The sequence below is a fragment of the Micrococcus sp. GbtcB5 genome (assembly GCF_019091605.1).
Classification (GTDB): domain Bacteria; phylum Actinomycetota; class Actinomycetes; order Actinomycetales; family Micrococcaceae; genus Micrococcus; species Micrococcus luteus.
Genome location: NZ_JAGXJK010000020.1, coordinates 1 through 15515, shown reverse-complemented (window position 1 = coordinate 15515; position 15515 = coordinate 1). Strand labels below are relative to the sequence as shown.

The following is a 15515-nucleotide window of genomic DNA, read 5'->3' as shown; positions in this document are numbered from 1 at the left end:
TCGTGGGTGGGGTCAGCGCAGCCGTTCGAACTGCGCCCTGAACTCTGGGGGGTCGGGGTGGGAGGCGGCGACGGCGGCCGCCAGGATCCGGGCCTGGAAGGGGGTCAGCTCCCCGGCGGGCACGGCGCCGGCCGCGAGGATGTCCGCTCCGCCGCCGTCGCCGTAGACGCCCAGGACCGGCCCGGCGAGCGTGCGGGTGGCGAGCACCACCGGCACGCCGCGGTCCGCCAGCTCCGCCACCGCCTCGGCGTGCCCGGGGCCCGCGTTGCCCAGGCCGGTGCCGGCCAGCACCACGACGTCGGCGCCCCGGTCCGCCGCCCAGGTCAGCGCGGCGGGGTCGGCGCCGGGGTGGGCGGTCACGAGGTTCACGCGCACGCCGTCCAGTCCGGAGTCCGGGAGATCGAGGGTGCCGGGGCGATGCGGGCGGGCGTGCAGGTGGAACCCGTCCCCGTGCGTCGTGCCCACGAGCGTGCCGCCGGTGAACGGCTGGCTGGCCATCGTGTGCCCCTTGCGGGTGCCCCGTGCGGACAGCAGCGCGCCGTCGAAGGCGATGAGGACGCCGAGCCCGCGGGCGTCCGGTTGGGCGGCGGCGAGGACGGCCTGGCGCAGGTTGCGGGGGCCGTCGGTGTCCGGGTGGTCGGCGGCGCGCTGGGCGCCCGTGAACACCACGGGGGTGTCCGTCCCGTTCAGCAGGTCCGCGAGGAACGCGGTCTCCTCCATGGTGTCCGTGCCGTGCGTGACCACGACGCCGTCGATGCCGGGGTCCGCCGCGCGCTCACGTGCGGTGCGGGCGATCGTGGCCAGCTCCGGCAGTCCGAGCCGGTAGCTGCCGACGGTCATCACGTCCTCGCCGGTGATCTCGACGTCGGCGGTCGCGTCCATGCCCGCGAGGAGGGCCTCCGCGGCGTGTGCGGCCGTGGCGCCGGAGCCCTCGCCGGAGCGCGAGGCGATGGTGCCGCCGGTGGCGAGGACGTGGACGCGGGTCATCGGGAGGCTCCTGGGCTCATGCGTGCCAGCGTGACAAGGGCGGGAGAGGTGGGTCAACGGATGGGGGTCTCCACCCTGCGCAACGACGCTGGACAAGTCAGACACCGACACCTACCCTGCGGTCATGGGCATGTCAGAGAGCTTCGAGACATCCGTTCACGACTTCGCAAACACCTTCCTCGATTATCAAATCTACCTGGGGCATCTGGGTCAGACCCCGGAAGACGAGATCCTGATCTGCACCCCGGGGGAGGGCTGGTCGCTCGGGGCCCTGGAGGAACTCACTGAACACCTGCGGGATGACCAGCAGTGGTACACCGGCATAGAAGAGCAATACCGCAAGGGAGCAGGCGGCATCGGTGCGGACGGGCCGGTCACTCTCTCCGTAGCTCTCGGCGTCACAAAAATGGTCCCGAGTGTTGCCTGGTTATTAAAGCAACTGCGGAGAGAAAACCCACCCCTGGACGACCGCCTTTCGGCGCGGAGACGAGCTGAAGCTGCCGTTCTCCGCCGATATGCCACAGATCGTCGGAAAGACCTGAAGTTGCGGTCAGAGGCTGAGAGACTTGACCATTGGGAGTTCTCATTCAGAGCTATTGACGGCGACTCATACACGGTTGAAGTGTACGGGATTGAGGGCAAGACCTCAGCCGAGCGGATCAGGTGGGAGTCCAGCGCGCCGTAGGCCGTGACCTGACGCGCCCCACCCCATTTTTACCGGCTCATGTAAAGGGCCAGCTCGTCAGAGACTGCGAGCCCTCGCAGGTTGCAAATCGACGGGCCGCGGGGTCTCCCCCCGCGGCCCTTGGTGCATGTCACCAGGGCCTCACGCCAGCGGCCTGCACACCTCCGTCACGAGATCCTCAGGCGCGGCCTGGTCCGGCGTCACGAGATAGCGGTTGAATACCTTGGAGGCCAAGGACCCGTCCTGCCGGGCAGCCAGCCCCTCGGCCTCCATGCGCTGGACGATCAGGTCGTGTGCCTGCGAGATCTGCGTGTACGGGCCGATGACATGCGCCACCAGGCAGTCGCGCTCGGGAAGCTGGAGCACTACAAGCGGGCCCTCCGCCCGAGTCCCCGGCGCCACGGGGCAATAGACGGACAGGTCGACGTCGGCCTCGCGGTACTCGTCGTCGTGCTCGATGACGCCGCACGGGCCGACGGGCCTGATGCCTTGCTGCTGCAGGGCGGGCATGAGCCTCTCCCACAGGCGGCCCTCGTCGGAGTAAGACGGGACGGTGCCGCGCAGGGCGACGACGGTCATGGCAGGGACGGCGGTGCGGTTCAGCTGGATGGTCATGGGGATCTCTCCTGGGGTGAGCATGTGGTCGATGAGGGAAAGCCGTTCCCGGGCCGCGTGCAGCTCCTCGACCAGGGTGCACCGCTGCAGGGCGAGCGCATCGGTCCAGGTCGAGGTGCCGCGGGCGGCGAGGAGGGCGGTGATGGCCGAGACGCCGAGGCCGACGTCGCGCAGGTTCCGGATGTCCGCGGCGTCCCGCAGCTGGGCGGGGGCGTAGCGGCGGTACCCGCTGTGCGCGTCGACGTGCTCCGGCACCAGGACGCCGTGGGCGTCGTAGTGGCGGAGCATCCGCACGGAGAGGCGGGAGAGCGAGCTGAACTCGCCGATCGTCATGAGGTCCGTGTGCGTGACCATGGCAACAGCGTGTGGGGTGACACGGTGGAAGGGTCAAGGCCGGGTCTAGATGTTGTGGGTCATGAGGTTCTTGGCATGACCAGCGGCCTGAGATGAGACGAGCGGGCCCCGTCCCGCGGGATGGAAGTTCCTCAACTACCACATCCACGGAGAACAGAGCCCGCTCGTGACCCACGCTCACGCACCCCTGACCCCCACCGGGGAAGACCTGCGCCAGCCACCGCAGAAGATCACCGCCCGGGCCCCGGGACACATGGTGCACCTGGACGTGAAGAAGATCGGCAAGATCCCCGACGGGGGCGGCCCGCGCGCCCACGGGCGGGGCACCGAGGCCGCACGGGCCGTACGGGCCGCCAAGCATGGACCCGGCGCGAAGGTGGGGTACACCTCCCTGCACTCGGCGATCGATGGGCACACCCGGCTGGCCTACACCGAAGCGTTGGAGGACGAGCGCCCCGCCGCCGTGAACGCGGCGATCCCGATCAACGAGTGCGTCCCCTGCCGGCGTCCGCCGGCGAGAACCCGCCCGTGAGGGCCAACCAGGCTGCGGCACCGGTGGCGGCGTGCGATGCGCCCCTCCCCCAGCACGTCCCCCGGCACCCTCGCCTGGCCCCCGTCCCGGGTGCTCTCCTCTACGATGCAGTGATGACCACCACCCTCACCCTGCTGGACCCCGCCGGCCCGGACCGCGAGGCGCTCATCGCCCTCCTCACCGGGAACGCGTGGCCGTTCCACATGCGCCCGCACCCCAGCCGGGAGCAGGTCGACGCGGCCATCGACGACGGCGGCTGGGGCGACGAGGACAACCGCACCTTCTGGATCGAGCACGACGTGCACGGTCGCGTCGGCGTCGTGCGCCTCGAGGACCTCACCGACCCCACTCCCCTCTTCGACCTGCGCGTGGCCGAGCGGTTCCGCGGCCGAGGCCTCGGCGTCGAGATCCTCACCGCGCTGACCCGTCACGTGTTCGAGACGATGCCGGACGTCGACCGGTTCGAGGGCCAGACCCGCGTGGACAACTCGCCGATGCTCCGCACCTTCCAGCGGGCCGGCTGGGTCAAGGAGGCCCACTACCGGCGGGGCTGGCCCGTGGAGGGTGGGGAGCCGGTGGCCTCCGTGGCCTATGCGATGCTCCGCCAGGACTGGGAGAACGGCACGACGACGCCCGTGCCGTGGGAGTGAGGCTGCCGGCGAACGACCTGGACTGACACCCACCTGGAACACTGGTCCCATGTCCTCTCTCGCCCAGGCGCTCCGGGTCCACCGCCTCGTGCAGGACGACGTCGCCCTGCGCATGCTGCGCATGGACTCCCTGCCCCTCGTGGCCGGCGTCCTCGCCACCCATCTGGGCGCCCCGAACGCGAGCCTGCCCACGCACGAGCTGCATGACGCCCTCGACGCCGAGCTCGACACCCTGCGGGACCACCTGGACCTCTCGGGGCGGACAGCCAAGGCGTACTGCGAGGACTGGCGGCAGGCGGGACTGCTCGAGCGGCGCATCGCGGACGAGGCCCGCGAGGAGGTCTACGAGCTGACGCCGGCCGCGCGGCAGGGGCTCCGCGTCGTCGAGCAGCTCCTCGCACCGCGCGCGAGCGTCACCGAGTCCCGCCTCGTCTCCCTCCTCACCGCGCTCCATCAGCTGGCCCTCGAGACCGACCCGGACACCTCCCGCCGGCTGGCCGCCCTGCGGGCTGAGCAGCAGGCCCTGGCGGAGCGCATCGAGCGCATCGCCTCCGGTGAGGACACCGTGCTGGATGAGCGACGCGCGGTGGAGCGGCTCGACGACGTGCTCACCCAGGCGGCCGACCTCCCCGTGGACTTCGCCCGGGTCCGGGCACGGTTCGGGGAGCTCAATCAGGAGCTGCGGCGTCGCATCCTCACGGACGAGGGGCTTCCCGGCGACGTCCTGGAGAACGTGTTCCGCGGCGTGGACCTCATCGAGTCCTCGGACGAGGGCCAGACCTTCGCCGCGTTCTCCCGCATGGTGCGGGACCCCGCGATGTCCGCGGCGTTCCAGGCCGACATCCGGGCCGTCCTCGAGCGCGACTTCGCCGCGGATCTGCCGCCCGCCACGCGGCGTGCGGTGCGTGGCCTCGCACGCACCCTGCAGGACGGCTCGTCCGCCGTGCAGGACACGCTCACGGAGTTCGCCCGCGGCCTGCGCCGCTACGTCCTCTCCCAGGAGTACCACCGGGACCGCCGTCTGCACGTGGCCCTCCGGGAGGCGCTCAGGGCCGCCGCCGACGCCGCCCCGGCCACGCGTCCCTACCGGCAGACGGGGCGGGACCTGGACCTCACCGGCATGTCCCTGCGCTCCGTCGGGGAGATCTCCCTGCACGATCCCCGCGAGTTCGACGTCGGTCCTGCCCTCGAGGACGCCGCCGTGGCCACGGTGGACATGGCCGCCCTGCGTGCGCTCGCCCGTGAGACGGAGATCGACTTCACGGAACTGCGCGAGAACGTGAACCGCACCCTCGAGGGGAAGGACGGCGCGCCGGCCTCGGCCACGGTCGCCGACGTCCTCGAGCTGCACCCCGCCACGCAGGGGGTGGCGAGCGTCGTCGGACTCCTCTCCCTCGCCGCGCAGCACGGCCAAGTGGACCCCGACGCCGTCGACCTCCTCCGCTGGCCCGCCGCCGCCGGGATGCACTCCGCGCACGTGATCCGCCACCGCTTCACCGAAAGGCTCCCCTGATGACCCCGGATTCCGACGACGCGGCGACTCCGCCCGCCACGGACGCTGCGCATACCGCCGGCGCCGCGCCCACGCTGTGGGAGGGCGATCTCGGCACGCTCGGAGAGCAGTCACGACGCGCACTGCTCGAACTCCTCCAGGGTCCGTACCTCTCCGGCCGCCGTCGCCCCCAGCTGTGGCAGGCCCTGATCGCCGACGAGGCCGCCATCCGCTCGCGGCTGCACGACCTGTTCCTCGACGTGGTGATCGACCAGCATGACGAGTTCGCGTTCACACGCAGGGTCGCGACGGACGAGATCGCGGTGCCGGCCGCCCTGCGCTCCAAGTCCATGACGTTCCTGGACACCGCGATGCTCCTGGTCCTGCGCCAGCACCTGCTGACGGCGGCCGGCGAACGCCGCGTGATCGTGGGCCGGGACGAGGTCTTCGAGCAGCTGGCCGTGTACCAGCAGGGTGACGACTCCGGGTGGGCGCGCCGACTGAACAGCTCGTGGACCAAGATGCTCAACAGCTTCTCCGTCCTCCAGCAGCTGGAGGACGACCGCGCCGAGGTCTCGCCGGTGCTCAAGGTGATGATCGGCCCGGAGGAGGCCCGGGCGTTCACCGAGCTGTACCGCGAGATCGCGGCGGGGCAGAACGACGACGACGCGGATGTCACGACCCAGGAGGACGACCGATGACCGCACCTCATCCCGCGCAGGAGCAGGACACGTTCGACCTCGGCATCGAGTTCCCCGGCCGCGACACAGCGGACATCCGCCAGTGGCGCCTCGAGGAGGTCCAGATCGCCAACTGGGGCACCATGGACGGTCGCATCCACCGCTTCCCCGTCTCGCGCCGCGGGCACCTGATCACGGGGCCCTCGGGCTCGGGCAAGTCCTCGATCCTGGACGCGATCGCCGCCGTCCTCACCCCGGACAAGTGGCTGCGCTTCAACCAGGCCGCGCAGGGCGGGGCGGAGCGGACGGCCACGCGCGGCCTGGTCTCCTACGTGCGCGGCGCGTGGACCCGCCGGCAGGACGAGGACGAGGACCGCGTGGTCTCCGCGTACCTGCGCCCCGGGGCCACGTGGGCCGGCGTCGTCCTCACGTATCGCGACGGCGCGGGCGGCGTCGTCTCGCTGTGCCGACAGTTCTTCCTGCGCGGCACCGCGATGTCCCGGGCCGACATGAAGGACCTGTGCCTGCTCGAGCGCTCTGCCGTGGACCTGGCCGAACTGCAGACGCTGATCGACGACGGCATCAGGACCCGCCGTGTGCAGGCACGCTGGCCGCAGGCCGTCGTCACCACGAACGGCGGTCACGGCCCGTTCTACGCGCGCCTGCGCTCGGTGTTCGGCATCCGCGACGACGCCGCGCTGCACCTGCTGCACCGGACCCAGTCCGCCAAGGGGCTGGACTCGCTGGACCAGCTGTTCCGCAACCACATGCTGGAGCGGCCGCCGACGTTCGCCATGGCGGACCGCGCGGTCGAGGAGTTCGGCGCGCTGCGCACCGCGTACGAGCGCGTCGTGGACCTGCGCCGGCAGCGGGACCACCTGCTCGAGGTGCGCACGGCCGCACAGGAGTACGAGGCCGCCGTCGCCGAGGAGTCCAGGCTGCGCCGCCTCGAGGCCGCCATCCACCCCTACCACCAGGCCAGGTTCCTGGCGGAGATCCGGCGGGCGCTCGAGGAGGTGCAGGCCTCGCTCGCGGGCCTTCACGCGGCGCGCACCGAGGCCGACGCCGAGCAGGAGCGCGCGGAGCAGCGGCGCCAGCACGCCCTGATCGCGCTCGCCAGCGTGGGCGGGGACCGCGTCGGGGAGCTCGGACGGCAGATCGACGCGGCACGGGAGCAGCACCGGGAGCGTCTGGCTCGGCGCGCCGTCCTGGCGAACCGCCTCCGCGCGGCGGACGTGGACGCGGAGCCGAGTACCGCCGTCGAGTTCGGCGAGCTCCAGGCGGCCATCGCCGCGGACCTGGAGGCGCCGCCCGAGCACCCGGGGCCGAGCCACGCCCAGCTGACCGAGCTCAGCCGCCTGCGGGAGGCGGTGCGCGAGCTCGAGGCGGACATCACGGCCCTGCGCCGCCGCGGCAGCACCGTGCCCCGGCACCTGGCGTCGGTCCGGGAGGACCTGGCGGAGCACCTGGGCGTGCGGACGGACGCGGTGCCCTTCGTGGCCGAGCTGCTCGACGTCGACGCGCGCCATCAGGAGTGGACCGGCGCGATCGAGCGCGTGCTCGCCCCGCTCTCGCTGACCCTGCTGATCCCCACGCGGCTGCTCTCGGCGGCCCGGACCTGGATCGACCGGCGCCACCTGGGCGTGCGACTGCGGTTCGAGGAGGTCAGGCCGACGCGGGCCGCCATCCGGCCCGCGAGCAGTCAGGACTCCCTCGTGCACAAGGTGACGGTGAAGCAGGGCGTGTTCCACGACTGGCTCCAGGCCCGCCTCTCCGAGCGGTTCGACCTGGCGTGTGTCAGTACGGCCGCCGAGCTCGCGCGGCACGAGCGGGCCGTGACGGCGGCCGGCCAGGTGAAGCTCTCCGCCACGCGGTACGAGAAGGACGACCGGTTCCGCGTGGATGACCGCTCCCGTTGGGTCCTCGGCGATCCGGCGGCGAAGCTGGAGGTGCTGGTCGAGGAGCGCGCCGCGCGCCAGGCGGCGTTCGCCGTCGTCGAGGGCGAGGTCCAGCGGGCCCAGGAGCGGGCCGATGCGGAGCGCCGGCGCCGCGCCACTCTGCGCAGCGTGCTCGAGACCCCGTGGACGGACGTGGACCACGCGGCACTGGAGCGCCGGATCGCGGACCTCCGGGCGCAGGCGGATGAGCTCAGCGCCGCCAGCGGCGATCTGCAGGCCGCCCGTCGCAGGGACGAGGCCGCCCAGCAGGACCTCCGGACCGCCCGCCAGGCCGCTGACGAGGCCCGACTGGCCGCCGCCCAGGCCGAGCGCCGCCGAGCCGAGCTCACCCAGGAGGCGCGAGAGCTCGAGGCGGAGAGCACCGGCCGCGAGCCGCTCCCAGCGGAGCTCACCGCCGAGCTCGACGCCCGCTTCCGGGCCGTGCGCCGCTCCGCCACGCGTTCCGCCCTGACGGAGAGCGCCGACCTCGTGCGCCGGGACGTGAGCGCGCTGGCCGAACGCGCGCGTTCCGCGGGTGCGCAGGCGGGGGAGCGCTGCACCGTGCTCACCACGCAGTTCTCCCGCCAGTGGGCGGTGGCGGCCGCGGACGCCTCGCCCGGCGTCGAGGACCGCGGCACGTACCTGGCGATCCTCGAGCGCATCGTGGGGCAGGGGCTGCCCGAGCACGAGGACCGGTTCCACCAGATCCTGCACGAGCGCTCCTCCGTGCTCTTCGGCGAGCTCCACCGGGCCATCAGCACCGCGCCCGGGGAGATCGAGGACCGCGTGGACCCCATCAACTCGGCGCTGCGGCGCTCCCCCTTCGACGAGGGGCGGTTCCTGCACCTGCGTGTGCGCGTGCGTCGTCCCGAGGCGGCGCAGCAGTTCCTCCGCGACCTCTCCGCCGTGGCGGAGAACGCGTGGGCCGACGACTCCCTCGACGATGCCGAGCGGCGCTACACCGCGCTGGCCGGGATCATGGACCGCCTCGCCTCCTCGGACCACGTGGACCGGGTGTGGCGGCAGCAGTGCCTGGACACGCGCGAGCACGTCACCTTCCTCGCGCAGGAGGTCGACGACGCCGGCGCCGTCCACGCCACGTACGACTCGGGCGCCGCGATGTCCGGCGGGCAGCAGCAGAAGCTCGTGGTCTTCTGCCTCGCCGCGGCTCTGCGCTACCAGCTGGCCGCCCCCGAGGACCCGCGCCCGCGGTACGGGACGGTGATCTTGGATGAGGCGTTCGACAAGGCCGACGCCCGCTACACGCGCATGGCCATGGACGTGTTCGTGGAGTTCGGCTTCCAGATGGTGCTCGCCACCCCTCAGAAGCTCCTGCAGACCATCGCCCCCTACGTCGGCGGCATCACCACGGTGGAGAACCCGACGCGGCGGCTCACCCAGATCGCCGAGGTGATGTGGGAGGACGAGGAGAAGTGAGCGGGGCGACGGGACGGGGCCGGGATGGGACGGGGGCCTGGCCGATGGTGGCTCCGGAGGCGGCGCGCGAGCTGGCGCGTCGGGCCCTGGCCCGGTCGCATCGCGGGTGGACCCTCGGCGAGGTGCCCACCCCCGCGTGGTCGCTGCCGCTCAAGCCGCCCACGGAGCAGGTCGTCCTCGCCGACCCGCAGGCCGCGCAGTCCTGGGCACGGGGCTGGCGGGCCGCCACCCTGCCCGCGGGCATCCGGGTGGAGTGGGCCGAGCGCAGCTGGCGCAGCGTCGGGCGGCAACAGGTGCCCGTACGCGTCCACGCGGTCACCCCGGACGCGCTCGTGGCGTGGGTCGGCGGGCGCGAGGCGCGGGAGCAGCGGGTCTTCGCGGAGCGCGTCGCAGCGATGCGGCGGCTGGCCGAGGCGTGGGGCGGGTCGGGCCCGTCGGCTGCGGGTGGGGCGGGGTCAGCCCCGCAGACACAGGACGACGACGACGAGGCCGCCGCCGACCCCCGCGAGCTGACACTCGCCGCGGCACTGCGGCGCCACGCGCAGCGCCTCACCGACCTGAGCGAGCCGGACTTCCTGCGCGTGGTCGCGGTGCTGGAGTGGCTGCGGACCACGCCCGTGCAGGGCCTGCGGCCGCGTCAGCTGCCGATCCGCGGGGTCGACTCGAAGTGGTTCGGGGCGCACCGCACCCTGCTGGAAGCGCTGCACGCGCCACAGGAGGGCGGTCTCGGGATCGTCGACGCCCACCCGACGGTGCGCGTCCGCATCCTCGATCCGGCCCTGCGCCCGGAGGGACTGCGTGATCTGGAGGTCCCGCTGGAGCAGGCCGCCGCGTGGCCGATCGCGCCCGCGCGCGTGCTCGTGGTGGAGAACAGCGAGACGCTGCTGTGTCTGCCGGACGCCCCGGGCGCCGTCGCCGTGTGGGGCCGGGGCTTCGACACCGCGGCAACAGTGCTGCCGTGGCTGCGGGGCGCGGAGCTGCACTACTGGGGCGACCTGGACTCCCACGGCTTCGCGATCCTCCACCGGTACCGCACCCGCCTGCCGCAGCTGCGCAGCGTGCTCATGGACGTCCGGACCCTCGAGGCGTTCCGCGACCTGTGCGTCCCGGATCCCACGCCCTTCCGTGGCGCGCTGGCCACGCTGACCTCGGACGAGGCGCGCGCGCTGGAGCGGCTGCGTGCCGAGGGCGACGTGCGGCTCGAGCAGGAGCGGGTCGGGTGGGACCACGCGCTCTCGGCGCTGGACGCGCACTTCGTCTTCTGCGACGCGGGCGATCGTGCCGCCGGTGGCGAGGACGCGGACGGTCGGCGGATCGCGTCATGACGGGGCCGCCGCTCAGAACAGTGCCGCCACCCCGCGAGCGGCGAGCGGGACGAGCCGCACGGCCCGCACCACGGTGAACGCGGTGACCACCGAGACGAGCACCCACTCCCGCCAGGACCCGGTTCGGCCGAGCAGCGGGAGCCGGAACCGTCCGGAGGACTGCCACCACCACAGGCGCGCGGGGGGCTCCGGGCTGAGCGGCCAGAGCAGGGCCACCCCGTTGTTGGTGAGGGCGTCGCCGAGGATGTGCACGCTCACGCCGACGGCCACGGAGGCGGGGATCCACCACAGCCCGTCGCTGAGGACGGTCGCCGACACCGCGACCAGGATGCCGAGTGCCCACGCGGCCCTCCATCCCCGGTTCGGGAGCAGTCGGAGGGCCTTGGCGGCCACGGCCGCCAGGAACGCGGCGATGACCCCCTGCCCCGGCGTGTAGACGTGCCCCGCGACCGGCACCTGGATGGAGGCGGCCGCCGTCGCGACGGCGGTGAACGCCGCGATCCCCACCAGCGAGTGTGTGCCGCGTCGATGCCCGCCGGCCACGTGGCGGATGCCGCGCGCCATCAGCTCGGTCACGGGCGGCAGGGCGTGGACGACGGTGGCGCGGGGGTGGTCCCAGTCGCTGATCATGGCCGCGCCGGCGGTGGTCGCGGCGCCGAGCAGCTGGAGTTCGGCGGGCAGGTGCAGCACGGCGATCGGCGACTGCCAGTGCGTGAGCGCCAGCCAGGCCGCGGCGCCGGTGGCCGCGTGGGACGGGCCCATCATGGGTGGGGTCCTCTCGTTCGCAGGACCGGGCCGCGTCACTGCGCCTGCGAGGGCCGGCGGACGGCCCGCGGGGAAGGAAGAGGACCAGGGTGGCAGGCGGGGCGGACACGGTAAGGACGCCGCCGCGGCTGGAGCGGGTCGAGGCGGCTGCCCGGCCGGGGGCGGCCACCCGGCCCCTCACCCCGTCATCGCCAGCACCAGCGGGGCCAGCAGGGCGGTGAGCACGCCGGAGCAGGCCATGGCGAGGGCGGAGAACGCACCGGTCTTCGGCCCCTCGGCGAGGGCACGGGCGGTGCCGATGCCGTGGGAGCTCACGCCGATGGCCAGGCCGCGCACGCGGGGGTCGCGCACGCGCAGCAGGTCGAGCACCCAGGGGGCGAGCACGGCGCCGAGCACGCCGGTGAGCACGGGGAGCACGGCGGCGAGGGAGACGATCCCGCCACCGGCGTCGGCCACCGCCATGGCGATCGGCGTCGTCGCGGACTTGGGGGCGAACGTGGCGGCCAGCGCGGCGTCCCCGCCCATCATCCGCACGATCAGCACGGCGCTCACCATGGCGGTCAGCGAGCCGACGGTGACCCCGACGGCGACCGGCAGCAGCAGCTTCCGGATGTCAGGGCCGGCCCGGTACAGGGGGACGGCGAGGGCCACGGTGGCGGGGCCGAGCAGGAAGGTGAGGTAGCTGCCGCCGATCATGTAGGTCTCGTAGTCGATGCCGGTCAGGGCCAGGAACGCGGCCACCAGCACGATCGTCACGAGCACGGGCGTGAGCAGGGCGGTCTGCCGGGCGGCGAGCCACAGACGGCGGGAGAGCACGGCGACGGCGAGGGTCAGCGCGATGCCGAACAGCGGTGTGTGCAGGAGCGCGTCCCAGGCCTCCGCGAGGGAATCGGTGAGTTCGGCGGCGTTCACTGTGCGTCCTCCTTGTCCGTGAGGCGGCGGGCGAGCGGGGCGGCGACGCCGGCGGTGACCACCAGCCCCAGCAGCCAGGGCACCACGAAGCCGACCAGCATCAGCGCCCGGTGTTCCCCGATGAGGCCCAGCACCGCGACGACGCCGACGCCCGCCGGGACGAACAGCAGCGGCAGGTGCTGGAGCAGGTGATGGCTCGCCGTCATCACCGGCGCGTCCTCGGCCGGCCGGCGCCACGCGAGCAGGCCGAGCAGCAGGAGCATGCCCAGCACGGCCCCGGGGATCGGCAGGTGCAGCGTGTCGGCCACGAGCGTGCCCGCCAGCTGGCAGAGCAGCAGGATCAGCAGACCCTCGATCATCGGGGTTCACCTGCCTCGGACGGGCCCACGGGGGGCAGGCCGGGGACGACGCCGCTCCCCGCGGCGTCGAGGTGCGCCTGCAGGGCGCGCTGGGCGTCTGCGGCGCGCCCGGCGGCCAGCTGCGCGCAGATCTCGGCGTGCCCATCGAGGAGGCGGCGGGCGACGTCGACGGATCCGCCGGTGGCGGCGTGGATCAGGCGGGCCAGGCGGGGGGCGAAGGTGCGCACGACCTCGTCGAAGGCGGCGTTGCCGCACGTGGCGATCACGTCCCGGTGGAACCGCACGTCCAGCGCGGAGAACGCCGCGAGGTCGCCGGCGTCCAGGGCGGCGCGCTGCTGCTCCAGGTTGGCGGTGAGCGTGGCGATGAGGGGCCCGACGGCGTCGGGCCGCGCGGCGACCGTGGCGAGGGCGGTGGACTCGAGGAGGCCGCGCAGGGCCGTGAGGTCGGCCACGCTCTGCGGCGTGAGGGCCTGCACGGCCGCGCCCTTCTTGGGGAGGAGCCGCACCAGGCCCCAGCGCTCGAGCTGGAGGAGGGCCTCCCGGGCCGGCGTCCGGGAGACGCCGGCCTCCGTGGAGAGCTGGACCTCGGTGAGCATCTCCCCCGCGGCGATCTCACCGCGGACGATGCGCCAGGCGACGTCGTGGGCCAGGCGGCCGGCAGCCGTGGCACGACTGCCCCATAAGGGGTCGGAGAGTGGAGTCATGCGGGCCAGAATAATCAGATGCATGCATGGATGTATGCATTGTGTCGGACTCGGAAGGGGCCGGGTGGGGAGGGGCATAAGATGCCGGCGCCTGTCGAAGCGGGCATGCGGGACGGCTGTCAGCCGAGTCCTGTGCCGGTCAGGGGTGCGCGGGGAGTACGCGGTTGCGGGCGGCCCCGCCCCTGACTGGCCGTTGCGCACCGCGCGCCTGACGCTGCGCCCACACCGGGAGGACGACCTCAGCTGGCCCTGCCGGATCGGTGTCTCTGGTGGTGGGGAACGTGGGCATGCCCGTGGGGACGTGATCCTGTGGCTGACGGACCGCGAGTCATCCCGCGGGCCTCACCTCGTGTGTTCGCCTGACCATGGCCGGGACACTACACACGACACTGAGGCTGGTCGCCCCGGTCGTCCGCCCCCGTCAACCCCGTCGGCCCGCACGCGCGGCGAACTCGTCCAGACAGGCGAGCACCTCGGTGGCCAGCCACACCCGGTTCCGACGCTGGCTGGAGACCGGCTGCAGCGCACCGGCCTCGACGAGCTGGTCCACGGCCCGCTGGGCGGCCGGGCGCGAGACACCCAGCGCCTGAGCCAGATGGTCCACAGTCACGGCGGGTTGCGCGATGATCACCGCGAGCGCCCGCCAGACCGCCGCGTCCCGCCGGGCGGTGAGCCGCTCGCGCCAGCCGGTCAGGGCCTCGTCCAGGTCCGCGACGAGTTCTCGGCCGTTGCCGACGGCGGCCAGGGCGGCCTGCGCGAAGCGGCGCACGATGGGCGCGGGGTCGCCGTCGCGGTAGGCGGTGAGGGCGTCGAAGTATCCGGCCGTGTCCGTGAGGAGTCCCGCGGAGAGGGGCACCCCCATACGGGTGATCGCGCCGGCCCGGTGCAACACGGCGTGCACGAGGACGCGCCCGGTGCGGCCGTTGCCGTCGGCGAACGGGTGGATGGTCTCGAACTGGGCGTGCGCGATGGCGGCCTGCACGAGGGCGGGTACGTCCGTGCGTCGCAGATAGGCGAAGAGATCGTCCATCCCGGCACGCAGGCGCTCCGGGTGGGGCGGGACGAACTGCGCCGTGTGCGGCGTGGGCGCCCCGCCCCCGATCCACCCCTGCGCATCGCGGTAGGCGCCCGGCCGGGCATGCTCCTGGCCGTCCATGAGGGCACGATGGGCGGCCAGCAGGGCGGGCTCGTCGAGGTCGGCGGCCAGCCGGGAAGCAGCGCCCATGGCCCTCACGTTCGCCGCCACGAGCGCTGCGTTCGGGCGGGTGCGTTCGCCGAGAGTCGCCAGGGCGAGGGCTCGCGCGCCCGCGGTGATGTGCTCGATCTGCGAGGAGGACGCGGACTCAGTGCGCAGGAGCACCGCGTCGATCGGGGCGATCTCTCCCGTGAGCCCCGGGAGGGCGTGGCTGATCTCAGCATCGAAGCGCACGACGGCGGCCGTCGCCTCCTCGACCTCGGTCGCCAGATCAGAGGGCAGGTCGAGCCCGAGTCGGGCGATGCGGGCCGGGAGCGCGGCTCGATACGGGCCCGAGGCGCGCACGCGAGCGCGCCGGGTAAGGATGCCGGCGTCGTCGGGGTCCGCGGTCCAGGGGCGCTCCTCCGAGCCGATGGCCGTACTGGTAGTCCGATCCGTACCCATACGGGCATCCTACGCAACGATATGGATCGATCGTTGCGTAAGAGCCATCATTGTGCACGGACACTGCTGAGCCGCGCGATCGCCTCGGCGCGCGCGGCCGGGCACACTGCTACGAGCCCGGGAGCACGTAGTGCGCTGCGCGCCGCTCCCCACGCAATTCGAGGAGGCCTTCTTCCGTCATGCTCTTGAGCACCGCTCTCGCTGCCGTGGGCGCGATCTGGCACAGTTCAGCGGCCTTGCTTCGGGTAATGGACCCGAACTCGCGGACGTAGTCAGCGATCAGCCGCCGCTGCTGGATTCGGTCGACCGGACGCAGGCGCAGGTAGGCGGCTCGGTCTTCGGCCAGCTCGTAGAACCGCGCGGTCAGCATGTACCGCTGCGCCCGGCCGTTCCCACGCGCCTCCAGGACGCCGGCCTCGCGGGTGAGCTGGTGTACCGGCCG

Annotated in this window: 14 protein-coding genes and 1 pseudogene; 7 read left to right on the top strand and 8 right to left on the bottom strand. The window is 73.2% G+C overall.

Going from position 1 to position 15515, the window contains the following annotated elements; translation table 11 throughout:
• Positions 1-12: 12 nt before the first annotated feature.
• On the bottom strand, positions 13-987 hold the full coding sequence (locus KVS67_RS08605; protein WP_135019553.1) for an asparaginase: 975 nt from the start codon (positions 985-987) through the stop codon (positions 13-15).
• Positions 988-1111: 124 nt separating this feature from the next.
• Between KVS67_RS08605 and KVS67_RS08600 the strand changes: the two genes are divergently transcribed.
• Positions 1112-1672, top strand: coding sequence for a hypothetical protein (locus KVS67_RS08600; RefSeq protein ID WP_010079833.1), 561 nt, complete (start codon positions 1112-1114; stop codon positions 1670-1672).
• A 141-nt stretch (positions 1673-1813) separates the two neighbouring features.
• Here the strand turns inward: KVS67_RS08600 and KVS67_RS08595 are convergent, their stop codons facing one another.
• Positions 1814-2641 (bottom strand): MerR family transcriptional regulator, encoded by an 828-nt coding sequence (locus tag KVS67_RS08595; protein WP_135019552.1) that lies wholly within the window; start codon positions 2639-2641, stop codon positions 1814-1816.
• Positions 2642-2828: 187 nt separating this feature from the next.
• Here KVS67_RS08595 and KVS67_RS08590 point away from each other — a divergent pair.
• From KVS67_RS08590 to KVS67_RS08565, 6 genes and pseudogenes are all read left to right on the top strand, one after another.
• Positions 2829-3101: pseudogene (locus KVS67_RS08590) on the top strand (IS481 family transposase); the annotation flags it as partial.
• Positions 3102-3286: 185 nt separating this feature from the next.
• Positions 3287-3823, top strand: a complete 537-nt coding sequence (locus KVS67_RS08585; RefSeq protein ID WP_135019551.1) for a GNAT family N-acetyltransferase — start codon at positions 3287-3289, stop codon at positions 3821-3823.
• 49 nt (positions 3824-3872) lie between these two features.
• Positions 3873-5336 carry a DUF3375 domain-containing protein gene (locus tag KVS67_RS08580; RefSeq protein WP_135019550.1) on the top strand — a complete coding sequence of 488 codons (1464 nt, stop codon included), beginning with the start codon at positions 3873-3875 and terminating at the stop codon, positions 5334-5336.
• A complete protein-coding gene (locus tag KVS67_RS08575) occupies positions 5336-6016 on the top strand; it encodes a DUF4194 domain-containing protein (RefSeq protein WP_010079828.1) in 681 nt (226 codons plus the stop codon). Before KVS67_RS08580 ends, KVS67_RS08575 begins: the two co-directional genes overlap by 1 nt.
• The gene (locus tag KVS67_RS08570; RefSeq protein WP_135019549.1) at positions 6013-9369 is read left to right on the top strand and encodes an ATP-binding protein; all 3357 of its coding nucleotides are present in this window, start codon (positions 6013-6015) and stop codon (positions 9367-9369) included. The genes KVS67_RS08575 and KVS67_RS08570 overlap by 4 nt, the downstream gene beginning before the upstream one ends.
• Before the next feature lie 44 nt (positions 9370-9413).
• Positions 9414-10694: a Wadjet anti-phage system protein JetD domain-containing protein gene (locus KVS67_RS08565; RefSeq protein ID WP_217565252.1), complete on the top strand. Its 1281-nt coding sequence runs from the start codon at positions 9414-9416 to the stop codon at positions 10692-10694.
• Positions 10695-10706: 12 nt separating this feature from the next.
• Here the strand turns inward: KVS67_RS08565 and KVS67_RS08560 are convergent, their stop codons facing one another.
• From KVS67_RS08560 to KVS67_RS08535, 6 genes are all read right to left on the bottom strand, one after another.
• The gene (locus tag KVS67_RS08560) at positions 10707-11459 is read right to left on the bottom strand and encodes a metal-dependent hydrolase (protein WP_135019589.1); all 753 of its coding nucleotides are present in this window, start codon (positions 11457-11459) and stop codon (positions 10707-10709) included.
• Between the two features lie 177 nt (positions 11460-11636).
• Positions 11637-12371 carry an LrgB family protein gene (locus KVS67_RS08555; RefSeq protein WP_135019590.1) on the bottom strand — a complete coding sequence of 245 codons (735 nt, stop codon included), beginning with the start codon at positions 12369-12371 and terminating at the stop codon, positions 11637-11639.
• Positions 12368-12730 (bottom strand): CidA/LrgA family protein, encoded by a 363-nt coding sequence (locus KVS67_RS08550; RefSeq protein ID WP_002855541.1) that lies wholly within the window; start codon positions 12728-12730, stop codon positions 12368-12370. Before KVS67_RS08550 ends, KVS67_RS08555 begins: the two co-directional genes overlap by 4 nt.
• Positions 12727-13434 (bottom strand): GntR family transcriptional regulator, encoded by a 708-nt coding sequence (locus tag KVS67_RS08545; protein ID WP_135019591.1) that lies wholly within the window; start codon positions 13432-13434, stop codon positions 12727-12729. The genes KVS67_RS08550 and KVS67_RS08545 overlap by 4 nt, the downstream gene beginning before the upstream one ends.
• Before the next feature lie 421 nt (positions 13435-13855).
• A complete protein-coding gene (locus tag KVS67_RS08540; RefSeq protein ID WP_217565251.1) occupies positions 13856-15073 on the bottom strand; it encodes a Fic family protein in 1218 nt (405 codons plus the stop codon).
• Between the two features lie 109 nt (positions 15074-15182).
• Positions 15183-15515 (bottom strand): crosslink repair DNA glycosylase YcaQ family protein (locus KVS67_RS08535; protein ID WP_217565250.1); only part of this gene is annotated, 333 nt, incomplete at its 5' end.

Bases quoted from the DNA above. Each gene is read 5' to 3' on its own strand.
- KVS67_RS08570 (WP_135019549.1), top strand. From the start codon at position 6,013: ATGACCGCACCTCATCCCGCGCAGGAGCAGGACACGTTCGACCTCGGC.
- KVS67_RS08545 (WP_135019591.1), bottom strand. From the start codon at position 13,434: ATGACTCCACTCTCCGACCCCTTATGGGGCAGTCGTGCCACGGCTGCC.
- KVS67_RS08560 (WP_135019589.1), bottom strand. From the start codon at position 11,459: ATGATGGGCCCGTCCCACGCGGCCACCGGCGCCGCGGCCTGGCTGGCG.
- KVS67_RS08600 (WP_010079833.1), top strand. From the start codon at position 1,112: ATGGGCATGTCAGAGAGCTTCGAGACATCCGTTCACGACTTCGCAAAC.
- KVS67_RS08575 (WP_010079828.1), top strand. From the start codon at position 5,336: ATGACCCCGGATTCCGACGACGCGGCGACTCCGCCCGCCACGGACGCT.
- KVS67_RS08580 (WP_135019550.1), top strand. From the start codon at position 3,873: ATGTCCTCTCTCGCCCAGGCGCTCCGGGTCCACCGCCTCGTGCAGGAC.
- KVS67_RS08540 (WP_217565251.1), bottom strand. From the start codon at position 15,073: ATGGGTACGGATCGGACTACCAGTACGGCCATCGGCTCGGAGGAGCGC.
- KVS67_RS08550 (WP_002855541.1), bottom strand. From the start codon at position 12,730: ATGATCGAGGGTCTGCTGATCCTGCTGCTCTGCCAGCTGGCGGGCACG.
- KVS67_RS08595 (WP_135019552.1), bottom strand. From the start codon at position 2,641: ATGGTCACGCACACGGACCTCATGACGATCGGCGAGTTCAGCTCGCTC.
- KVS67_RS08605 (WP_135019553.1), bottom strand. From the start codon at position 987: ATGACCCGCGTCCACGTCCTCGCCACCGGCGGCACCATCGCCTCGCGC.
- KVS67_RS08585 (WP_135019551.1), top strand. From the start codon at position 3,287: ATGACCACCACCCTCACCCTGCTGGACCCCGCCGGCCCGGACCGCGAG.
- KVS67_RS08565 (WP_217565252.1), top strand. From the start codon at position 9,414: ATGGTGGCTCCGGAGGCGGCGCGCGAGCTGGCGCGTCGGGCCCTGGCC.